Source organism: Halopseudomonas xiamenensis (genome assembly GCF_014219065.1).
In the GTDB taxonomy this organism is placed as follows: domain Bacteria; phylum Pseudomonadota; class Gammaproteobacteria; order Pseudomonadales; family Pseudomonadaceae; genus Halopseudomonas; species Halopseudomonas xiamenensis.
Window position 1 is genome coordinate 23,902 of the sequence record NZ_JACLGO010000021.1, and the last position, 15,967, is coordinate 39,868.

The following is a 15,967-nucleotide window of genomic DNA, read 5'->3' on the forward strand; positions in this document are numbered from 1 at the left end:
GTCAGGCTCGATTCTGACTTCTAATAAACCCCTGTGGCCGCCAAGCTCAGCCTGGCTTTTCGGCAATGACGTAGGGAATCTATGCAGCGTCCTGGCACCACTTTGCTGGTTATTGATGATGACGACCAGGTTCGTCACAGCATCGCGATTCACCTTGAACAGTGTGGTTTCGAGGTTCTGCAGGCCAGTCGTGCTCAAGATGGGCTATCGCTGGTAGTGAGCCAGCGTCCTGAACTGGTGTTGTGCGACCTGCAGATATCGGACATGAGCGGCTTCGAGCTGCTGGAGCAGATCGGTGAGCGGGCGGCGGATACACCGGTGATCGTGATCTCGGCCGACGGGGTCATGAGCGAGGTGGTGCAGGCCCTGCGCGTAGGTGCCAGCGACTACCTGATCCGCCCCCAGGATGACCTGGAAGTGCTGGAGCACGCGGTGCGCCGTTCCCTGGATCGGGCCCGCCTGCGCAACGAGAACCAGCGCATCCGCGAGCGCCTGGAGCTGGCCAACCAGGAGCTGGAAAATCATCTGCGCGAACTTCGCGATGACCAGGCGGCTGGCCGTCAGGTACAGCTCAACATGCTGCCGCCAACGCCCTGGGACAGTGGTGAGTTCTTTTTCGAGCACCGCATCATTCCCTCGCTGTATCTTTCCGGCGACTTCGTCGACTACTTCCGCATCTCCGATACCCAGTTGGGCTTCTACCTGGCCGATGTCTCGGGGCATGGCGCCTCGTCAGCCTTCGTCACCGTGCTGCTGAAGTTCATGACCACGCGCCTGTTGTATGAACAGCGCAAGCAGAAGGAAGAGGGGCCGATCAGCTTCCAGCCTTCCGATGTGCTTGGCCATATCAACCGCAGCCTGATCAGTTGCAAGCTCGGCAAGCATGTGACCATGCTTGGCGGGGTGATCGACGAGGCGCAGCAGACGCTGACCTACAGCATTGGCGGGCATCTGCCACTGCCGGTACTGGTGGTCGATGGCCAGGCGCAGTACCTGCAGGGCAAGGGGCGGCCGGTAGGGTTGTTCGAGGACGCCGAGTACGAGAACCACCAACTGCCGCTGCCGCCGGCGTTTTCACTGACGCTGTGCTCCGATGGTGTGCTTGATTGCATCCAAGGGACTACCCTGAAGGAAAAGGAGGACCGGCTGCCGGGATTGGTGGGGCAGGCCGGTGCGGACATGCAGACCTTCATGCAACTGCTCGGACTCGAGCAGGCCAAGGTGATGCCGGATGATATCTCAGTGTTGCTGTTGAGCAGGAAACCGGAATGATGACAACAGGCAGGATTCAGTTCGCTGAATCCGAAGGTACTTTCGTCCTCAAGTTCATCGGCGATGTGCGCCTGACGCTGTGCGCCGCGCTGGATGCCTATATCGAGAAGATTTTCAGCGCCCTGAGCTTCGAATCCATCGTCATTGACCTGACCGAGACCGACAACATCGACAGCACCTCCCTGGGGCTGCTGGCCAAGCTGTCGATCCTGTCCAAGGAGCGGGTCGGCCTGTTGCCGACCCTGGTGTCGACCCATGAGGACATGAACCGTCTGCTGCAGAGCATGGGCTTCGACCAGATCTTCAATATCGTCACCGAATCCACACCCACCGATGCCGAGCTGCAGGAATTACCCGGCCAGTTACTGTCCGAGGACCAGGTGAAGGACCGGGTGCTGGAAGCCCACCGCATCCTGATGAACCTCAACGAGCATAACCGCACCGCCTTCACCGACCTTGTCAGCAGCCTCGAATCAGACTGCTGAGCCGGCGCGCTCCTCCAGCAACCTTTCCAGCTTGCGCTGATCGACGGCAAACGCCCGGATGCCTTCGGCCAGCTTCTCGGTGGCCATGGCGTCCTCGTTGTGCGCCCAGCGAAAGCCCGCCTCATCCAGGACTTCGCGCTCATCCTCGCAGGCACTGACAAGCACCGCCGAGGGCTCCAGCGGGCCGGGCTCGTCGGCCAGTTGCTGCAGCAGCGCCGGGCTGATGGTCAGCCGGTCACAGCCGCACAGTGACTCGATCTGGCCGATATTGCGGAAGCTGGCGCCCATCACCACGGTGGCATACAGGTGCTGCTTGTAATAGCGGAAGATACGCGCCACCGACTGCACGCCCGGGTCTTCCATGCCCTGGAAGTCCCGTCCTTCGCGTTGCTTGTACCAATCGTAGATGCGTCCGACGAAGGGCGAGATCAGGAACACACCGGCATCGGCGCAGGCCTGTGCCTGGGCAAAGGAGAACAGCAGCGTCAGGTTGCACTGGATGCCTTCGCGCTCCAGTTCGGCAGCGGCCTGGATGCCCTCCCAGGTAGCGGCGATCTTGATCAGTACCCGGTCACGGGTGACGCCGGCCTGTTCATACAATTCGATCAGCTTGCGCGCCTTGTCCACGGTCGCCTGGCGATCGAAGGACAACCGCGCATCCACCTCGGTGGACACCCGGCCGGGTACCAGATTGACGATTTCACTGCCTACGGCCACGGCGAAATGATCACAGGCATCGGCAATCTGCTGATAACTGCCGCTGGCCTGCTGTAGTGCGCGGTCGAGCAGGTGGGCATAGTCCGGCTGTTGTGCGGCCTTGAGCAGCAACGAAGGGTTGGTGGTGGCATCCACCGGCTGCAAGGTGCGAATGGCGTCGATGTCACCGGTATCGGCGACGATCAAGGTGTGCTGACGGAGACTGTCCAGTTTGCTTGTCATGATGGTCTGCAGTGGAGGAAGAAGGAGCCTTCGACCTTACCTCAAGCCTGTTACAGCGGGCAATGCTGGCGCCATGTGGATTGCCGGCTAACGCAGATCTTCAGCCATCAACCGCGCACACGTCCAACCATGTCCTCGACCACCTCATCATAAAGCGCCAGCGGCTGTTCGGTACGATGAATCTCGGTGCTCAAACGCCGGCGGAAATGCCTTGCCCCCGGCAGCCCCTGGAACAACCCGAGGATATGCCGGGTCACATGGTGCATGCTGCCGCCCTGATCGGTATGTGCGGCGATATAGGGGCGCAACGCCTGCAGCACCTCGATGCGGCTGCGTACCGGGGCATCGTCGCCGTAGAAAGCCTGATCCACGCCAGCCAGCAGGTAAGGGTTGTGATAGGCCTCGCGGCCGACCATCACGCCGTCCAGCGTCTGCATATGCTGCTGCATCTGGTCCAGATCGGTCAGGCCACCATTGAGGATGATCTCCAGTTGCGGGAAGTCCTTCTTCAACTGGTGCACGACTTCATAGCGCAGCGGCGGAATCTCGCGATTCTCCTTGGGCGACAGCCCCTCCAGGATGGCGATCCGCGCATGCACGATAAAGGTCTGGCAACCGGCATCGTGCACCTGGCCGACGAAATCCAGCAACTGCTCATAGCTGTCGCGACCATTGATGCCGATACGGTGCTTGACCGTGACCGGGATGGTGCAGGCATCCAGCATCGCCTTGACCCCATCGACCACCAGTCCGGGGTGGCCCATCAGGCAGGCGCCGATCAGGTTGTTCTGCACCCGGTCGCTGGGGCAGCCGACGTTCAGGTTGACCTCGGCATAACCCGCCTGTTCGGCCAGGCGCGCGCACTGTGCCAGCTCCCCGGCATTGCTGCCGCCCAGTTGCAACGCCAGCGGCTGCTCCTCGGGGCTGTAGCCGAGAAAACGCTCGCGGTCGCCGTGCAGCACTGCGCCGGTGGTGACCATCTCGGTGTAGAGCAGGGCGTGGCGGCTGATCAGGCGGGCGAAAAACCGGTAGTGGCGGTCACTCCAGTCCATCATCGGCGCCACGCAAAAGCGCCGGGACGGGCCGGGACGTGTCAGATTGAGAGCGACAGGGGACAGTGGGGTGCTCATTGGCTTGCGCTGGTCTCGCGGGCGTGAGTTGGCCTCTGGCCCGGTGCTGCGCAGGTCGAGCAGGCCGTGCCGTGATGGCGGGACGGCGCAGTCTAGCAGAAAAAAAGCCGCCTTTGATCGGTGATGCGATCAGCGCAGGTCCAGACGCTCGTCCCCAAAAATGGGTATGTCGAAAAAACACCGCGATGCTATAAAGCCACGCAATTGATATCGGATGGCCTCATCAGGAGCGCCGTGCGAGCGGATGGTAAGGGATAGCTCGAGTCGCGGCGGCTCACTGCTCTTCACCTATTGGAGCCAGCACCTGGCTGGCGGTCTCAGTTCCATGTAGAGGTGACCCCATGAAGGAAGTTCGAGGTTTGGCAATCTGTTCGGCGCTGGCGCTGTTGTCCGCCTGTGCCAGCACCGGGGTGAACAACTCGGCAGGGCGGGCCACGGTGTATGAGGATGTACGCACCAGCAGTCCGATAGTGCAGGGTGTCGGCATCGAGTCGCAGGATATCGTGGCAGTGACCGACCGGATGATGCGCGACATGCTGTCCAACCAGTTGCTGGCCGGCCGCACCTCGGCGCCGCGGGTGATCATTGACTCCCAGTACTTCACCAATGAAAGCTCCTCGCGCATCAACAAGAACATGATCACCGACCGCCTGCGCATCGAGCTGCAGCGCGCCGCGCAGGGCCGGATGCTGTTCATCGGCCGCGAGTATTCGGGCATGGTCGAGGCCGAGCGCGCGCTCAAGCGCGATGGCGTGACCGATGCCGGGACCATTCGCAGCACCCGGGGGACCGCCGGGGCGGATTACCGGCTGGTCGGCCGTATCACCTCCGCCGACGCGGTGGACAGCAGTACTGCGCTGACCTCGCGCTACCAGCAGATTTCCTTCGAGATGATCGACCTGGAATACGGCACCGTGGTCTGGAGCGGCCTGTACGAGTTCAAGAAGACCGCGCAGGACGACATCATCTACCGCTAGGCGGCCAGCGATTCGGAGATTGCCATGCGTCATTATCTGACGGCATTGCTGCTGGCGATGCTGCCCGCCGCCGTGTCCGCGACTGCGCTGCCGGCCCCGCTGACCAAAGCGGTGCAGCGCATTGCCAGTGATGAGCCCAACAACCGGGTGCTCAATCAGCTGCAGGCGGCGACCCTGGCCCTGGATATGGGTTACCGCGAGCAGGCCGGCGAGCTGTTCGATGCGGCGCTCAACGCTATCGGCAGCGTATATGCCAACAGCGAGCAGGCCGCACGGGCGCGCAGCCTGTGGTACGACGAAGGGGCCAAGGATTTCAAGGGCGAGCCCTATGAGCGGGCCATGGCGTTCTACTATCGCGGTCTGCTGGATATGTATGCCGGCGACTATGAGAATGCCCGGGCCAGCTACAAGAGTGGCCTGCTGCAGGACGCCTTTGCCGAGGAAGAGCAGCACCGTGCCGACTTCGCGCTGCTGATGTTTCTCGAAGCCTGGTCCTCGCATGTGCTCGGTGCCCAGGGGCTGGCCGGCGAGCGGTTCGAGGAACTGCTGAGCTTTCGTCCGGGCTTCAAACTGCCCGACGCCAGCCACCGGCTGTTGGTGATGGTGGAAACCGGCAAGGCGCCGCGCAAGCTGCAGGATGGTATCGGCGGCAACATCCTGGTGTATCGCCCCGGCAAGCGCTTTCGCGAGGAGGCGGTACGGGTGCGGGTAGATGGCAGGACGCTGGACCTGAACCCCATTGAAAGCATCTTCTGGCAGGCCTCCAGCCGCGGCGGTCGTCCGATCGACAGCATCCTGGAAGGCCAGGTCCAGTTCAAGCAGACCACGCAGAACGTCTCGGCCGATGTCTCCGGCGTCGCCGCCCACGCCACCATGCTGGCACCGGCGCTCGGTGCTGCCGGCGGCGTGTTCGCCGGGGTCGCAGCGGTGGCAGGCGTTGCCACCCTGGCGACCTCGCAGGTCAAGGCGCGGGCCGATCACCGCTTCTGGAACAACCTGCCGGACAAGGTGCATGTGCTGACCCTGCCGATGCCGGCGGCGCGCCAGGTGCAGATCGAGTTTCTGGACGCCAGCGGCGTCGTGATTGCGGAGTTGACGCAGACTGCCAGCATCGAGGTGGATGGGGCGGGCAGGGGCGTTTTGTGGGCGCGAGCCCGACCAGCCACGGATGTGGACAGGCCCTGAGGATGAAGATGATGAAAGTGCTACCCCTGACCCTGCTGATCGCGGCGGCGCTGACCGCGGGCGGTTGCAGCGGTATCGACAAGAATGAAGGGCCGCGGCCGGCGGTGCGCATCGTTGACGAGCGCGCGCCCAACCAGCGGCTGAACCTGGATACTGTGGTGATCCTCGACAAGTCCTTGCAGGATCGCAAGTCCGGCAAGCTGGCGGTGGAGAACTCCGGTGCGCGGCGCACCGCCTCGGGCACGGTCGAGGCCTATGCGGTGATTCGCAACCGCACCGACTATCCATTGCAGATAGAAGGGCGCACCCAGTTCTTCGATGCCATGGGTATTCCCCTGGGTGCCCCGTCGCAGTGGCAACGCCTGTACCTGGACCCGCAATCGATCAATGGCTACCGCGAGTTGTCCACCGGCACGGCAGAGGTCGCCCACTACTACATCGAGATCCGGGAGGGGCGCTGACATGCGGACTATACACGCATCTGCGGTTCTACCTCTGGCCCTGCTGCTGGCGCTCAATGCGCAGGCGGCCCCGGATAACACCGCCTTCGACCAGCCCTTGCTCGGCAGCCGGCTGGAGCAGCAGACCCCAGCCGGCAGTGTGCCGCCGCTGAACCAGGCCCCGTTAGCGCCGGCATTGGCCGAGGAGCAGCACTATATCGCCGAGCCTGCCGGCGCCTTCGACCAGGCAGCCGCGGCAGCGGTGACGGCCCGCTTCCGCAGTGCCTACCAGCAGGGTGGCGCGCCGCGCATGGCGATCTATTTCAATCGCGAGCTGAGCGACGAGGTACGCGAATGGGTGCCGGGCAGTCATCACAAGCTGACCACCACGCACAACCAGTCGGCGAGCTTCAACAGCCTGCACAGCGGGCCGGTGAGCGCCCAGGCCAGCGCCAATGCCAGCATCGAAAGCCAGTCGCGCCATTACACCGGGGACACCGGCAAGCGTCCCGATATGCGCGAGTCCTGGCACTGGCAGTTCGAGGATGCCATTACCACCGTACTGCTCGATGGCGGGGCGAATGTTGTCGATCGTGCGGTGATCTTCCGTCAGATGGCGCGCCAGGCACCGCAGACCGCGGGCATGGACGGCAGCATGTCGAGCACCCTGAACGAAATCTCGGCGCTGGACAAGTACGCCGATGTGCTGGTCGAGATGAAGGTCACCCGCTCGGCCACCGAGTTCGGCTATGACTTCCGCGCGGTGGCCAAGAACGTGCGCAGCGGACAGGTGATCGGCACCGCCTTCGTCAATGGCGACCAGGTGCAGCAACACAGCGCGGCGGTGGCCAGTGCCAGCGGCTATGCGCTGCGTCCGAACACCTACCTGACGTTGGAGCAGGTTTCGCGGGAGCTGACCCTCAAGCTGATGCAGTCGTTGAGTAGCCAGTGGGGCGTGTAAGGCCCCTTTGCACGCGGTAATTCCAAGGAGAAACACATGAAAAGAACAATGATCCTGCCGGCCTGCGCCCTGTTGCTGAGCGGGTGCGCCACGGATATGACCTCGGGCTATCTGGGTTACAAGCCTCCGCCGCGCGTACTGATACCACAGGAGGTGGTGGACATGATGCCACCGCCGGCCATCACCGAGGTCGGTATCGGCAAGACCGTGGAGGGGCAGGCCGGGCATTTCTATGCTTTCAAGGGTAAGCCGGGCCAGACCGTAACGGTAGTTGCCCGCTCCTCGGGGCCGGATACCAGCCTTTACCTGTACGGCGATGCCAATGATTTCCGGCGTAACGCGGAACCCTTGAGTTTTGTCGGCGCGCTGGGCAGCGGAATCGGCGCCATGCGTGACCCTGACGGCCTGCATTCGCACCTGATCTTCACCCTGCCGGAAGACGCCGATGGCTCCTATGTTGCGGTGGTCATGCCGCAGGACCAGGCCGGCTATACCGTCACGGTACTGGATGGCGTGGTACCGCAGCGTGAACTGATGGCATTGCCGCAGCCGATCTTCGGCCCGGAAGGCAAGTACATGAGTCCCTTCACCGAGGACAACACCGTCACGCCCTGGGTGGAAAAGGGCCTGCAGGCCTCCGTGGCGGGCAACGTGGGCATGGCTCTGGGCAGCCTGGCAGCCCTGTCCAATTCGGATAACCTGATGTTTTCCGTGCTGGGCGGGATTGCCGGTGAGAAGGTCGGCAAGGAAGTGGTACTGCAGGCCATGGGCGGTTGGGATTTCATCCGCGAGAACAGCGACATGTCGTTCAATACGGTGGAAGACCTGGCACGCTACATGACCTATGAAAACGCCAGTCATCCGCAGTATGCGGAAGTCCTAAACGCCTCCTATGGCATCTATCCCGAGCTGCGCCAGGCCATGGCCCAGGTGCAGATGGAAACCAGCACGCTGGCCAGACTCTATCCCCACAGCTTCATCATGTCGGCCCAGCGCTGAGCCTTTGTACCGCTTGACCAGCCATTGCCCAAGGCAGGCATGGCTGGTTCGAGCAACTCCCGCCAAGCTTTGCCCCAAGCGGTGATACACTATCGCCCATTCGGATCGTTAGTCTTTTCCCGTTTCCAGAAGGAAAACCCGTGTTCACTGAATTATCCCTGCACGAGCGACTGCTCAAGGCGCTGGCGGCGCTGTCTTTCGAAAAGCCGACCCCAGTCCAGGCGGCGGCGATTCCCCCGGCCATTGCCGGTGAGGACCTGTACATCATCGCCCAGACCGGCAGCGGCAAGACCGCCGCCTATGTGCTGCCCATCCTGCAACGGCTGCTGGAGGACGATGGCAAGCCGGTGGCGCCGCGAGCGCTGATCCTCTCGCCGACCCGCGAACTGGCGCAGCAGATCCACAAGGATATTCAGGACCTGGCCCGCTTCACCTTCCTCAAGTCCGAGCTGGTCATCGGCGGCGAGGACTTCAAGGTCCAGGCCGCCAAACTGCGCAAGAACCCGGACATCGTCATCGCCACGCCGGGCCGCACATTGGAGCAGCTGGGTGCAGGCGGGCTGGACCTGTCGCAGGTGCAGACGCTGGTGATCGATGAAGCCGACCGCATGCTGGACATGGGCTTCAGCGAAGATGTCCTGAGCATCGCCCAGGCCTGCCCGGCTGAGCGGCAGACCATGCTGTTCTCCGCGACCACGGGTAACACCGGCCTCAAGCGCATCATCGAGCAGGTGCTGTGCGAGCCACGCTGGCTGGAGCTGGACAGCGTGCGTGACGACACCCCGGCGATCCGCCAGCAGGTGATCGCGGTGGACGATAATGCGCACCGCGAGGCACTGACCAAATGGCTGTTGCTCAATGAATGCCAGGGCAAGGCCATCGTCTTCACCAACACCCGCGTCATGGCCGATCGGCTGAATGGCGTATTGCGCGCGGTGGAAGGTCTGCGCGTGTACGTACTGCACGGCGAGAAGGACCAGAAGGAACGCAAACTGGCCATCGAACGTTTCAAGCAGGGCGGCAACGGCGTGCTGGTGGCAACCGATGTGGCGGCCCGCGGCCTGGATATCAGCGAGCTGGACCTGGTGATCAACTTCGACATGCCGCGCAGTGGTGATGACTACCTGCACCGTGTAGGTCGTACCGGGCGGGCAGGAGCCGAAGGCGTCGCCATCTCGCTGGTGGCACCGCACGAATGGAACCTGATGTCGAGCATTGAGCGTTACCTACGCCGGCAATTCGAACGCCGACTGATCAAGGAACTGGCCGGCAGCTTCAAGGGACCGAAAAAGGTCAAGGCCTCCGGCAAGCCGGTGGGGGCGAAGAAGAAAAAAGACGACAAGAAGAAAGTCAAACGACCCAAGACCGCCAAACCAGCAGCCAAGCGCAAGCCCGCCGTGCCCAAGGGGCAGGTGGTGCTGGATGGTGGTGATGGATTGGCGCCGCCGAAGCGGCGGGGGTGAGGTTGGTACTGGGAGTGTCGTCTGCCGGCCGTGCCCCCCTCTCCCCCGGCCCCTCTCCCGCCAGGGGCGAGGGGTGACTCGCGACTGGAGTATTTGTGTTTAGCCTGCACGTTTCCGTGATGGGTCAACTCGCTATTACTGGCTTACGGTATGGAAAGCCGCCGCGTTGCACTACTGATAGTTACCGTAAATAGTATCGGTCGAAACTCGACCTCAGCCTTTATGAAAGCCAGGTGATAGAACTCTTTGCATTTGCAGATTGTTGCAGGATAAGCACGAGAATGCAGGCGCGAGTCACCCCTCGCCCCTGGTGGGAGAGGGGCCGGGGGAGAGGGGGAAAGCCGGTAACTCCAAAGCCACCAGCAACCCCCCAGCCCAACACCCCAAACCCCACCTCACTCCACCTTCTGCCGCGAATGCAACGCCGCCACCTGCTGCGCCGCTATGGCATGCCCACAGGTAGCCGCCTTGGCCAACCACATCAACCCCATGGTCTCATCCTTGGGCACACCAACACCCTTGATATGCAACGTAGCCAGATTATGCATGGCATCAGGATGCTCCTGCTCCACCGCCAACTGCAGCCAATGCAACGCAATATCGGGTCTGTCAGCATCAAGAAACAGCTGAGCCAGATCATTCTGAGCATCAGCGTCGCCGGTATCGGCTTGGATAAGCAGCTCGTAATCCTCCGGATCGACCGGAACACAGAGCAGGGGGATGAGGTCTTCGAGGGTGAGCATGGCTCGACCCCGCACATCGTTGTCCTGACGAGAAATCCGACCAGCGGTCAGCCTACGCCACAGAGTTCGCTTGCTAACCCTGGTGATGATGATCGCAGAATTTATGCTGATTGCTGATGAGCCAGACAAAACCACTGCCCCACGACCACGATAGCCAGTACCCGACCGTACCCGGTCCTTTTTTCGCTATTCTATCCAAAAAACTGGAGGACTGAATCATGGTCAAAGTTGTTGATCTTCCTACCTTTGACGCGGCTGACTACCTCGACAATGCAGAAGCCATCGCTGCGTATCTCAATGCCATTCTCGAAGAGAACGATGATGCGCTACTGGCCAGCGCCTTGGGTGATATCGCCAAAGCTCGCGGGATGACGCAGATTGCCAAGGATGCCGGTATAGGCCGTGAGTCCCTGTACAAAGCCTTGCGCAGCGGTGCGAGCCCGCGCTTTGATACTATCAATCGCGTACTTGGTGCTCTGGGTGTCAAACTGGTGGCCGTGCCGAAGGATACTCCGCTTGTTTAATACCGGTCCGCGACAGCCAAGACCCGCGCCGACAACCTGATCGGCTTCTACCGCCTGGCCATTCGCAAGCAGCTGGAGTGGGGGCGGATCGGCCAGTTGGTGATCTTTCTCGAATGGATGGTCGCCCTGCCGGAATCGGTCAGTGATTACTACGATGAGCAGATGGAAACTCTGCAAGAGGAAACGACCATGACCTACATCAGCTCGTTCGAGCGCAAAGCGATGGAGAAGGGTGTTGCCCAAGGCAGCCTGAGCATCCTGCTCAAACTACTGAACCACCGCTTTGGTGAACTGGATCAGGCTGCGCTTGAGAAGCTGCATGACGCCAGCCCAGAGCAGCTGGAGCGCTGGGCGGAGAATATTTTGGATGCGCAGACGCTGGAAGAGGTGCTTACCCTGCATTGAGCAGGGATTGTCTCGGGTGGCGAAGCTGCCGAAAACCCGTCATCCTTCGCGCAGGCGAAGGATCCATCGGCCACTCCGAGTCAACCGACACCGTGGATCCTCAGCCTGCGCTGAGGATGACGGAGTAGAGATCTATCCCGCAATGTTCCAGACCAACTCTGGCGTGGGCGGAAAATTCCTTAAGTGAACGGCATTACCAGCTTGCCGGGGGATTGCTGTTTCCGACCCAGGAAAAGGTCTGGTGCATTTTCCCGGATTGCTCCAGATGAGCATAAGCCGCACGGCTGAGCCGGTGGCAGGGTTGTCGAGCCCCTGCTCGACGACAGGGGACGAGTAGCTGACACTGTTGCTGGCGTAGCGCCCGACCGCGGACCGGGAAACTCACCCCGCTAATCCTATCTTCTCCATGAGAGGCCGTCAGACCACCTCGGCCAGCAAGCTTTCGTAGGGAATACGCAGTCCATGGTGTAGCCGCCTGATCATGGTCAGGCTCAGTTTGCGTTTGCGATTGAGCACTTCAGATACCCGCCCGCTTGAGCCGATGAAAGGTTCAAGATCCTTCTGTGTCAGCCCTTGCTGTTCCATCCGGAACTTGATGGCCTCAACTGGATCGGAGGGCGGCATGGGGTAATGCTCGTCTTCATATTTTTCAATCAGCAATGCCAGCACTTCCAGCTCATCGCCCTCTGGAGTGCCCATGGCAGCTCCCCACAGCTGATCCATCCGGGCAAACGCGGCGGCAAGGTCCTCTTCTGTACGAATCAGTTTGATATTCATCATACGGTCTCCGCATTGACCTCGTCGTACTGCTCATGCGTGCCGACGAAGCGTATATATCCGAGCTGCCTGCCGTAATCAATTGCGACAATGACTCGATACTTGTTGCCAGCGATGTTGAATACCACTCTCCCACCTTTGAGAATGCTGGCTGTTCTCAGCTCTGCTTTCAGCTCCTGCGGTGTGTGGTAGCAAGCTTTCTCCATGTGGCGAAACCACTCTGTCAATGGTACCGCCGCATCTGCGTAAGCTGGGTTGCTTTCCCAAAATAGCCTCAAGCGACTTTTTGCGATCACTCGCATGAAACCTCCCTTTTTGGGAGATGTTAGCAGTCGTCACGCGTCAAAACAACCGGATGGAAGGTCGAGAAGAGTGCTCCGTCTCACAGTTTCCATATTTCCGGGCCTGATAATCCCTTGCATGGGCGGAGAATGTTCTGGATGCCCGGACGCTGGAAGATGTGTTTACCCTGCATTGAGCAGGCTTTGTCGCGGGCGGGGAGGCTGCCGGCGTAGCGCCCGCCCGCGGACCGGGGCGCTACACCCCGTTGGGCTCCAAGCGGTACGGTCAGGCGTCAGCGAACCACCAGCACCGACACCTTCGATTGCTGCAACACACGCATGGCATTGGTGCCGACCAGGTAGTCCTCGATGCGCTTGCGTTTATGGGTGGACATGACGATCAGGTCGGCATTGATCTTTTCCGCGATACGCAGGATGCCCGCATAAGCCTTGCCATCGGCTACGATCAATTGCACCTTCATGTCGGCTGGCACCTGCTTGGCAGCGAACTCGCGTAGTGCTGCCTTGAGGTTTTTCTTTGCCGTGGCGGCGAATTCCCTGGGGAGAAATCCCTCTACCATCGGCATACCGATGGCGGGGATGATGCTGAGCAGATGCAGCGATGCGCCATAGGTCTGGCACAGCTGAATGGCACAGGGCAGGGATTTGGCCCATGACGCCTTGTGGTTCAGGTCAATCGGTAGCAGGATCGTCTTGTACATGTGTGCACTCCTTGTCAGCGGGAGGTCAATGGCGCTACCTGCCGGCGGCGCCACTGCAGGCCGGCCACCAGAGCGAATACCATCAGCGCGGGTATCCACATCCATTCCTTGCGGCGGCGGTCGACCGGGGCCAGCACTTCGATGATCTCCTGGTCGAAGTCGAAGCCCAGCTCCGACGCCAGGCTACCGTAGGTCACCATGTCGACCAGGGTTCGCTCATCTTCCTGCATCAGGGTCAGGCCAAGTCGGTCCAGTCTCTGCTCGCCAGTCGCGCCGTCGGGTACGGGTACCAGGAGATGGAAGGTCCTGGGGTTGCCGACGTCGTCCAGGCCGCTTATCTGCATGCGCAGGTTGCTGTCAGGCTCCATCCGGTCGAGTGCCTCGGTGATCTGCGCCGGTGGGACGGATTGGTAGGGATCATGCAATAGGTCCATCCAGAAGCCGGGGCGGAACAGGGTGAAGGCCACCAGCAGCAGGAGCAGGCTCTCGTACCAGCGGCTGCGGGTGAGCATCCAGCCCTGGGTCGCGGCGGCGAAGATCAGCATGGCCACCGTCGCGACGATGAAGATTACCACGCCATACACGAAGCTCACATCGATCAGCAACAGGTCGGTATTGAAGATGAACAGGAAGGGCAGCGCTGCGGTGCGCAGGCTGTAATAGAAAGCCTGGAATCCGGTACGGATCGGATCGCCGCCGGAGATCGCCGCAGCAGCAAACGACGCCAGCCCTACCGGTGGTGTGACGTCGGCCATGATGCCGAAGTAGAAGACGAACATGTGTACGGCGATGAGCGGGACGATCAGGCCGTTCTGCTGGCCCAGGGTGACGATGACCGGGGCGAGCAGTGCCGATACCACGATATAGTTCGCCGTTGTTGGCAGCCCCATGCCGAGGATCAGGCTGAGCACTGCCGTGAGTACCAGCATCAGCAGCAGGTTGCCCATCGACAGTGCTTCCACCAGGTCAGCCAGTACCAGCCCCACGCCGGTTTGCGAGACGGCACCGACGATGATGCCGGCGGTCGCGGTGGCGATGCCTATGCCGATCATGTTGCGTGCCCCGGCAACCAGCCCCTGCCACAGGTCATCGGCGCCGCGCCTTAGCGGGCCGGCAATATTGCGCTGCTTGCGGAACAGGGCGGTGAGCGGGTGCTGCGTCAACATGATGAAGATCATGAATGCCGTGGCCCAGAAGGCCGACAGGCCGGGGGACAGCCGTTCGACCATCAGGCACCAGACCAGCACGACCACCGGCAGGATGTAATGCAGGCCGGTCATCAGGGTGGGCCTGGTTTGCGGCAGGATCACTACCGGTGACGTGGGGTCGTCGAGTTCGAGGTCCGGATAGCGGGAGCCGATCCGCAGCAGGGCGATGTAGGCGATACCCAGGCCCAGGGCGATGATCCAGCCGGCATGCTCGCCGAGCAGGGGTTTGAGCCAGCCCAGCCCGTAATACACGGCAACGGACAGGCCCATGATCAGCAGCAGGCCGGTCAGGAAGCCGAACAGCTTGCGCAGCAACGGACGGTCCGGGTTGCTGCTCTGCAGGCCCTGCATGCCGGCTTTCAGCGCCGCCAGGTGGACGATGTAGAACAGTGCGATATAGGAGATGACCGCCGGCAGAAAGGCGTGCTTGATGATCTCGGTGTAGGGGATGCCAACATACTCGACCATCAGGAAGGCTGCTGCGCCCATCACCGGCGGCATGATCTGACCATTGACCGATGCGGATACCTCGACTGCGCCGGCCTGTTCGGCGGTATAGCCGACACGCTTCATCATCGGGATGGTGAAGGTGCCGGTGGTGACGGTATTGGCGATGGAGGAACCGGAGATCAGGCCGGTCATGCCGGAGGCCGCCACGGCGGCCTTGGCAGGCCCGCCGCGGTAGTGACCAAGCAGGGAAAAGGCCAGCTTGATGAAGTAGTTGCCTGCTCCCGCCTTGTCCAGTAGGGAGCCGAACAATACGAACAGGAACACGAAACTGGTCGATACGCCCAGGGCGATGCCGAACACCCCCTGGGTGGTCAGCCATTGGTGGTTGGCCAGCGAGACGAAGCTGACGCCACGGTGGGAGAGCATGTCCGGCATCCAGGGGCCGGCCAGAGAATAGATGATGAAGACCAGCGCAACGATCATCAGTGGCGGGCCCAGTGCTCGGCGGGTCGCCTCGAGCAACAGTGCAAGGCCAGCCAGGGCAACGACTACATCCACAGTGGTGGGATTGCCGGGGCGCCCCGCGAGGTCAGTGTAGAAGATATAGATGTAAGCGGCGCAGAAGGCGCCCGCCAAAGCCATCAGCCAATCCACCAGGGGTACGTGGTCACGGGGTGAGCGGCGGAAGGCGGGGAAGGCCATGAAACCGAGAAATACCGCCAGCGCCAGGTGGATGGAGCGTGCTTCGGTACTGTTGAAAACGCCGAAGCCGAGCATATAGGGCAAAGGTGAGGCGATCCACAACTGGAACAGCGACCACAGGGCGGCTACGCCAAGCAGCAGTTTTCCGGTCAGGCCGTGGGGTTTGCGTGCACCAGTGTCGCTGGTGGCGACAAGATCTTCCAGTTCCGTCACCAGGTCGTCACGCTTGGCTGCTTCGCTCATGACTGGTCCTTATGCAGTGCGAGGGGAAACTCCAGGCGGTTCGGCCGACCGCCTGGAGCGA

At 61.6% G+C, this 15,967-nt stretch carries 17 protein-coding genes; 10 read left to right on the forward strand and 7 right to left on the reverse strand.

Translation table 11 applies throughout. The features are described 5' to 3' along the window. The first annotated feature begins 81 nt into the window (after positions 1–81). Together H6X51_RS13850 and rssC are read left to right on the forward strand one after the other, a co-directional pair. Positions 82–1,272, forward strand: coding sequence for a PP2C family protein-serine/threonine phosphatase (locus H6X51_RS13850; RefSeq protein WP_185268094.1), 1,191 nt, complete (start codon positions 82–84; stop codon positions 1,270–1,272). Then, complete coding sequence (rssC, locus tag H6X51_RS13855) at positions 1,272–1,757, forward strand: anti-sigma factor antagonist RssC (RefSeq protein ID WP_185268150.1); 486 nt, start codon at positions 1,272–1,274, stop codon at positions 1,755–1,757. Before H6X51_RS13850 ends, rssC begins: the two co-directional genes overlap by 1 nt. Here rssC and tal read toward each other — a convergent pair. Beyond that, entirely contained in the window at positions 1,746–2,696 is a 951-nt protein-coding gene (gene tal / locus H6X51_RS13860) for a transaldolase (RefSeq protein ID WP_185268095.1), read from the reverse strand. The genes rssC and tal overlap by 12 nt on opposite strands. Positions 2,697–2,803: 107 nt before the next feature. After that, the gene (gene dusA / locus H6X51_RS13865) at positions 2,804–3,826 is read right to left on the reverse strand and encodes a tRNA dihydrouridine(20/20a) synthase DusA (RefSeq protein ID WP_185268096.1); all 1,023 of its coding nucleotides are present in this window, start codon (positions 3,824–3,826) and stop codon (positions 2,804–2,806) included. Between the two features lie 341 nt (positions 3,827–4,167). Between dusA and H6X51_RS13870 the strand changes: the two genes are divergently transcribed. The 6 genes from H6X51_RS13870 (at position 4,168) to H6X51_RS13895 (ending at position 9,851) form a co-directional block, all read left to right on the forward strand. Further along, a complete protein-coding gene (locus H6X51_RS13870) occupies positions 4,168–4,803 on the forward strand; it encodes a penicillin-binding protein activator LpoB (RefSeq protein ID WP_185268097.1) in 636 nt (211 codons plus the stop codon). A 24-nt stretch (positions 4,804–4,827) separates the two neighbouring features. Further along, a complete protein-coding gene (locus H6X51_RS13875; RefSeq protein WP_185268098.1) occupies positions 4,828–5,988 on the forward strand; it encodes a hypothetical protein in 1,161 nt (386 codons plus the stop codon). Positions 5,989–5,999: 11 nt separating this feature from the next. Next, a complete protein-coding gene (locus H6X51_RS13880) occupies positions 6,000–6,449 on the forward strand; it encodes a putative periplasmic lipoprotein (protein WP_185268099.1) in 450 nt (149 codons plus the stop codon). A gap of 1 nt (position 6,450) precedes the next feature. Continuing rightward, the gene (locus H6X51_RS13885; RefSeq protein ID WP_185268100.1) at positions 6,451–7,389 is read left to right on the forward strand and encodes a hypothetical protein; all 939 of its coding nucleotides are present in this window, start codon (positions 6,451–6,453) and stop codon (positions 7,387–7,389) included. 36 nt (positions 7,390–7,425) lie between these two features. After that, a complete protein-coding gene (locus H6X51_RS13890) occupies positions 7,426–8,388 on the forward strand; it encodes a hypothetical protein (protein WP_185268101.1) in 963 nt (320 codons plus the stop codon). Between the two features lie 140 nt (positions 8,389–8,528). Next, entirely contained in the window at positions 8,529–9,851 is a 1,323-nt protein-coding gene (locus tag H6X51_RS13895) for a DEAD/DEAH box helicase (protein WP_185268102.1), read from the forward strand. Between the two features lie 395 nt (positions 9,852–10,246). Here the strand turns inward: H6X51_RS13895 and H6X51_RS13900 are convergent, their stop codons facing one another. Next, complete coding sequence (locus H6X51_RS13900; protein WP_185268103.1) at positions 10,247–10,594, reverse strand: tetratricopeptide repeat protein; 348 nt, start codon at positions 10,592–10,594, stop codon at positions 10,247–10,249. 218 nt (positions 10,595–10,812) lie between these two features. On the opposite strand from H6X51_RS13900, the gene H6X51_RS13905 reads away from it, so the two are divergent. Then, positions 10,813–11,118, forward strand: a complete 306-nt coding sequence (locus H6X51_RS13905) for an addiction module antidote protein (protein WP_185268104.1) — start codon at positions 10,813–10,815, stop codon at positions 11,116–11,118. A 99-nt stretch (positions 11,119–11,217) separates the two neighbouring features. Beyond that, positions 11,218–11,523: a DUF4351 domain-containing protein gene (locus tag H6X51_RS20350; protein ID WP_185268105.1), complete on the forward strand. Its 306-nt coding sequence runs from the start codon at positions 11,218–11,220 to the stop codon at positions 11,521–11,523. A 417-nt stretch (positions 11,524–11,940) separates the two neighbouring features. Here H6X51_RS20350 and H6X51_RS13915 read toward each other — a convergent pair whose 3' ends face one another. The 4 genes from H6X51_RS13915 to H6X51_RS13930 form a co-directional block, all read right to left on the reverse strand. Next, positions 11,941–12,300 (reverse strand): helix-turn-helix domain-containing protein, encoded by a 360-nt coding sequence (locus H6X51_RS13915; RefSeq protein WP_185268106.1) that lies wholly within the window; start codon positions 12,298–12,300, stop codon positions 11,941–11,943. Beyond that, positions 12,300–12,602, reverse strand: a complete 303-nt coding sequence (locus H6X51_RS13920; protein WP_185268107.1) for a type II toxin-antitoxin system HigB family toxin — start codon at positions 12,600–12,602, stop codon at positions 12,300–12,302. Before H6X51_RS13920 ends, H6X51_RS13915 begins: the two co-directional genes overlap by 1 nt. 272 nt (positions 12,603–12,874) lie before the next feature. Further along, the gene (locus H6X51_RS13925) at positions 12,875–13,303 is read right to left on the reverse strand and encodes a universal stress protein (RefSeq protein ID WP_185268108.1); all 429 of its coding nucleotides are present in this window, start codon (positions 13,301–13,303) and stop codon (positions 12,875–12,877) included. A gap of 14 nt (positions 13,304–13,317) precedes the next feature. Beyond that, positions 13,318–15,906, reverse strand: coding sequence for a TRAP transporter permease (locus H6X51_RS13930; protein ID WP_185268109.1), 2,589 nt, complete (start codon positions 15,904–15,906; stop codon positions 13,318–13,320). Positions 15,907–15,967: the final 61 nt, after the last annotated feature.

What these genes read in the sequence shown, in the direction of transcription:
- H6X51_RS13850 (WP_185268094.1), top strand. Translation starts at nt 82, where the DNA reads ATGCAGCGTCCTGGCACCACTTTGCTGGTTATTGATGATGACGACCAG.
- rssC (WP_185268150.1), top strand. Translation starts at nt 1,272, where the DNA reads ATGACAACAGGCAGGATTCAGTTCGCTGAATCCGAAGGTACTTTCGTC.
- tal (WP_185268095.1), bottom strand. Translation starts at nt 2,696, where the DNA reads ATGACAAGCAAACTGGACAGTCTCCGTCAGCACACCTTGATCGTCGCC.
- dusA (WP_185268096.1), bottom strand. Translation starts at nt 3,826, where the DNA reads ATGAGCACCCCACTGTCCCCTGTCGCTCTCAATCTGACACGTCCCGGC.
- H6X51_RS13870 (WP_185268097.1), top strand. Translation starts at nt 4,168, where the DNA reads ATGAAGGAAGTTCGAGGTTTGGCAATCTGTTCGGCGCTGGCGCTGTTG.
- H6X51_RS13875 (WP_185268098.1), top strand. Translation starts at nt 4,828, where the DNA reads ATGCGTCATTATCTGACGGCATTGCTGCTGGCGATGCTGCCCGCCGCC.
- H6X51_RS13880 (WP_185268099.1), top strand. Translation starts at nt 6,000, where the DNA reads ATGAAAGTGCTACCCCTGACCCTGCTGATCGCGGCGGCGCTGACCGCG.
- H6X51_RS13885 (WP_185268100.1), top strand. Translation starts at nt 6,451, where the DNA reads ATGCGGACTATACACGCATCTGCGGTTCTACCTCTGGCCCTGCTGCTG.
- H6X51_RS13890 (WP_185268101.1), top strand. Translation starts at nt 7,426, where the DNA reads ATGAAAAGAACAATGATCCTGCCGGCCTGCGCCCTGTTGCTGAGCGGG.
- H6X51_RS13900 (WP_185268103.1), bottom strand. Translation starts at nt 10,594, where the DNA reads ATGCTCACCCTCGAAGACCTCATCCCCCTGCTCTGTGTTCCGGTCGAT.
- H6X51_RS13905 (WP_185268104.1), top strand. Translation starts at nt 10,813, where the DNA reads ATGGTCAAAGTTGTTGATCTTCCTACCTTTGACGCGGCTGACTACCTC.
- H6X51_RS13915 (WP_185268106.1), bottom strand. Translation starts at nt 12,300, where the DNA reads ATGAATATCAAACTGATTCGTACAGAAGAGGACCTTGCCGCCGCGTTT.
- H6X51_RS13920 (WP_185268107.1), bottom strand. Translation starts at nt 12,602, where the DNA reads ATGCGAGTGATCGCAAAAAGTCGCTTGAGGCTATTTTGGGAAAGCAAC.
- H6X51_RS13925 (WP_185268108.1), bottom strand. Translation starts at nt 13,303, where the DNA reads ATGTACAAGACGATCCTGCTACCGATTGACCTGAACCACAAGGCGTCA.
- H6X51_RS13930 (WP_185268109.1), bottom strand. Translation starts at nt 15,906, where the DNA reads ATGAGCGAAGCAGCCAAGCGTGACGACCTGGTGACGGAACTGGAAGAT.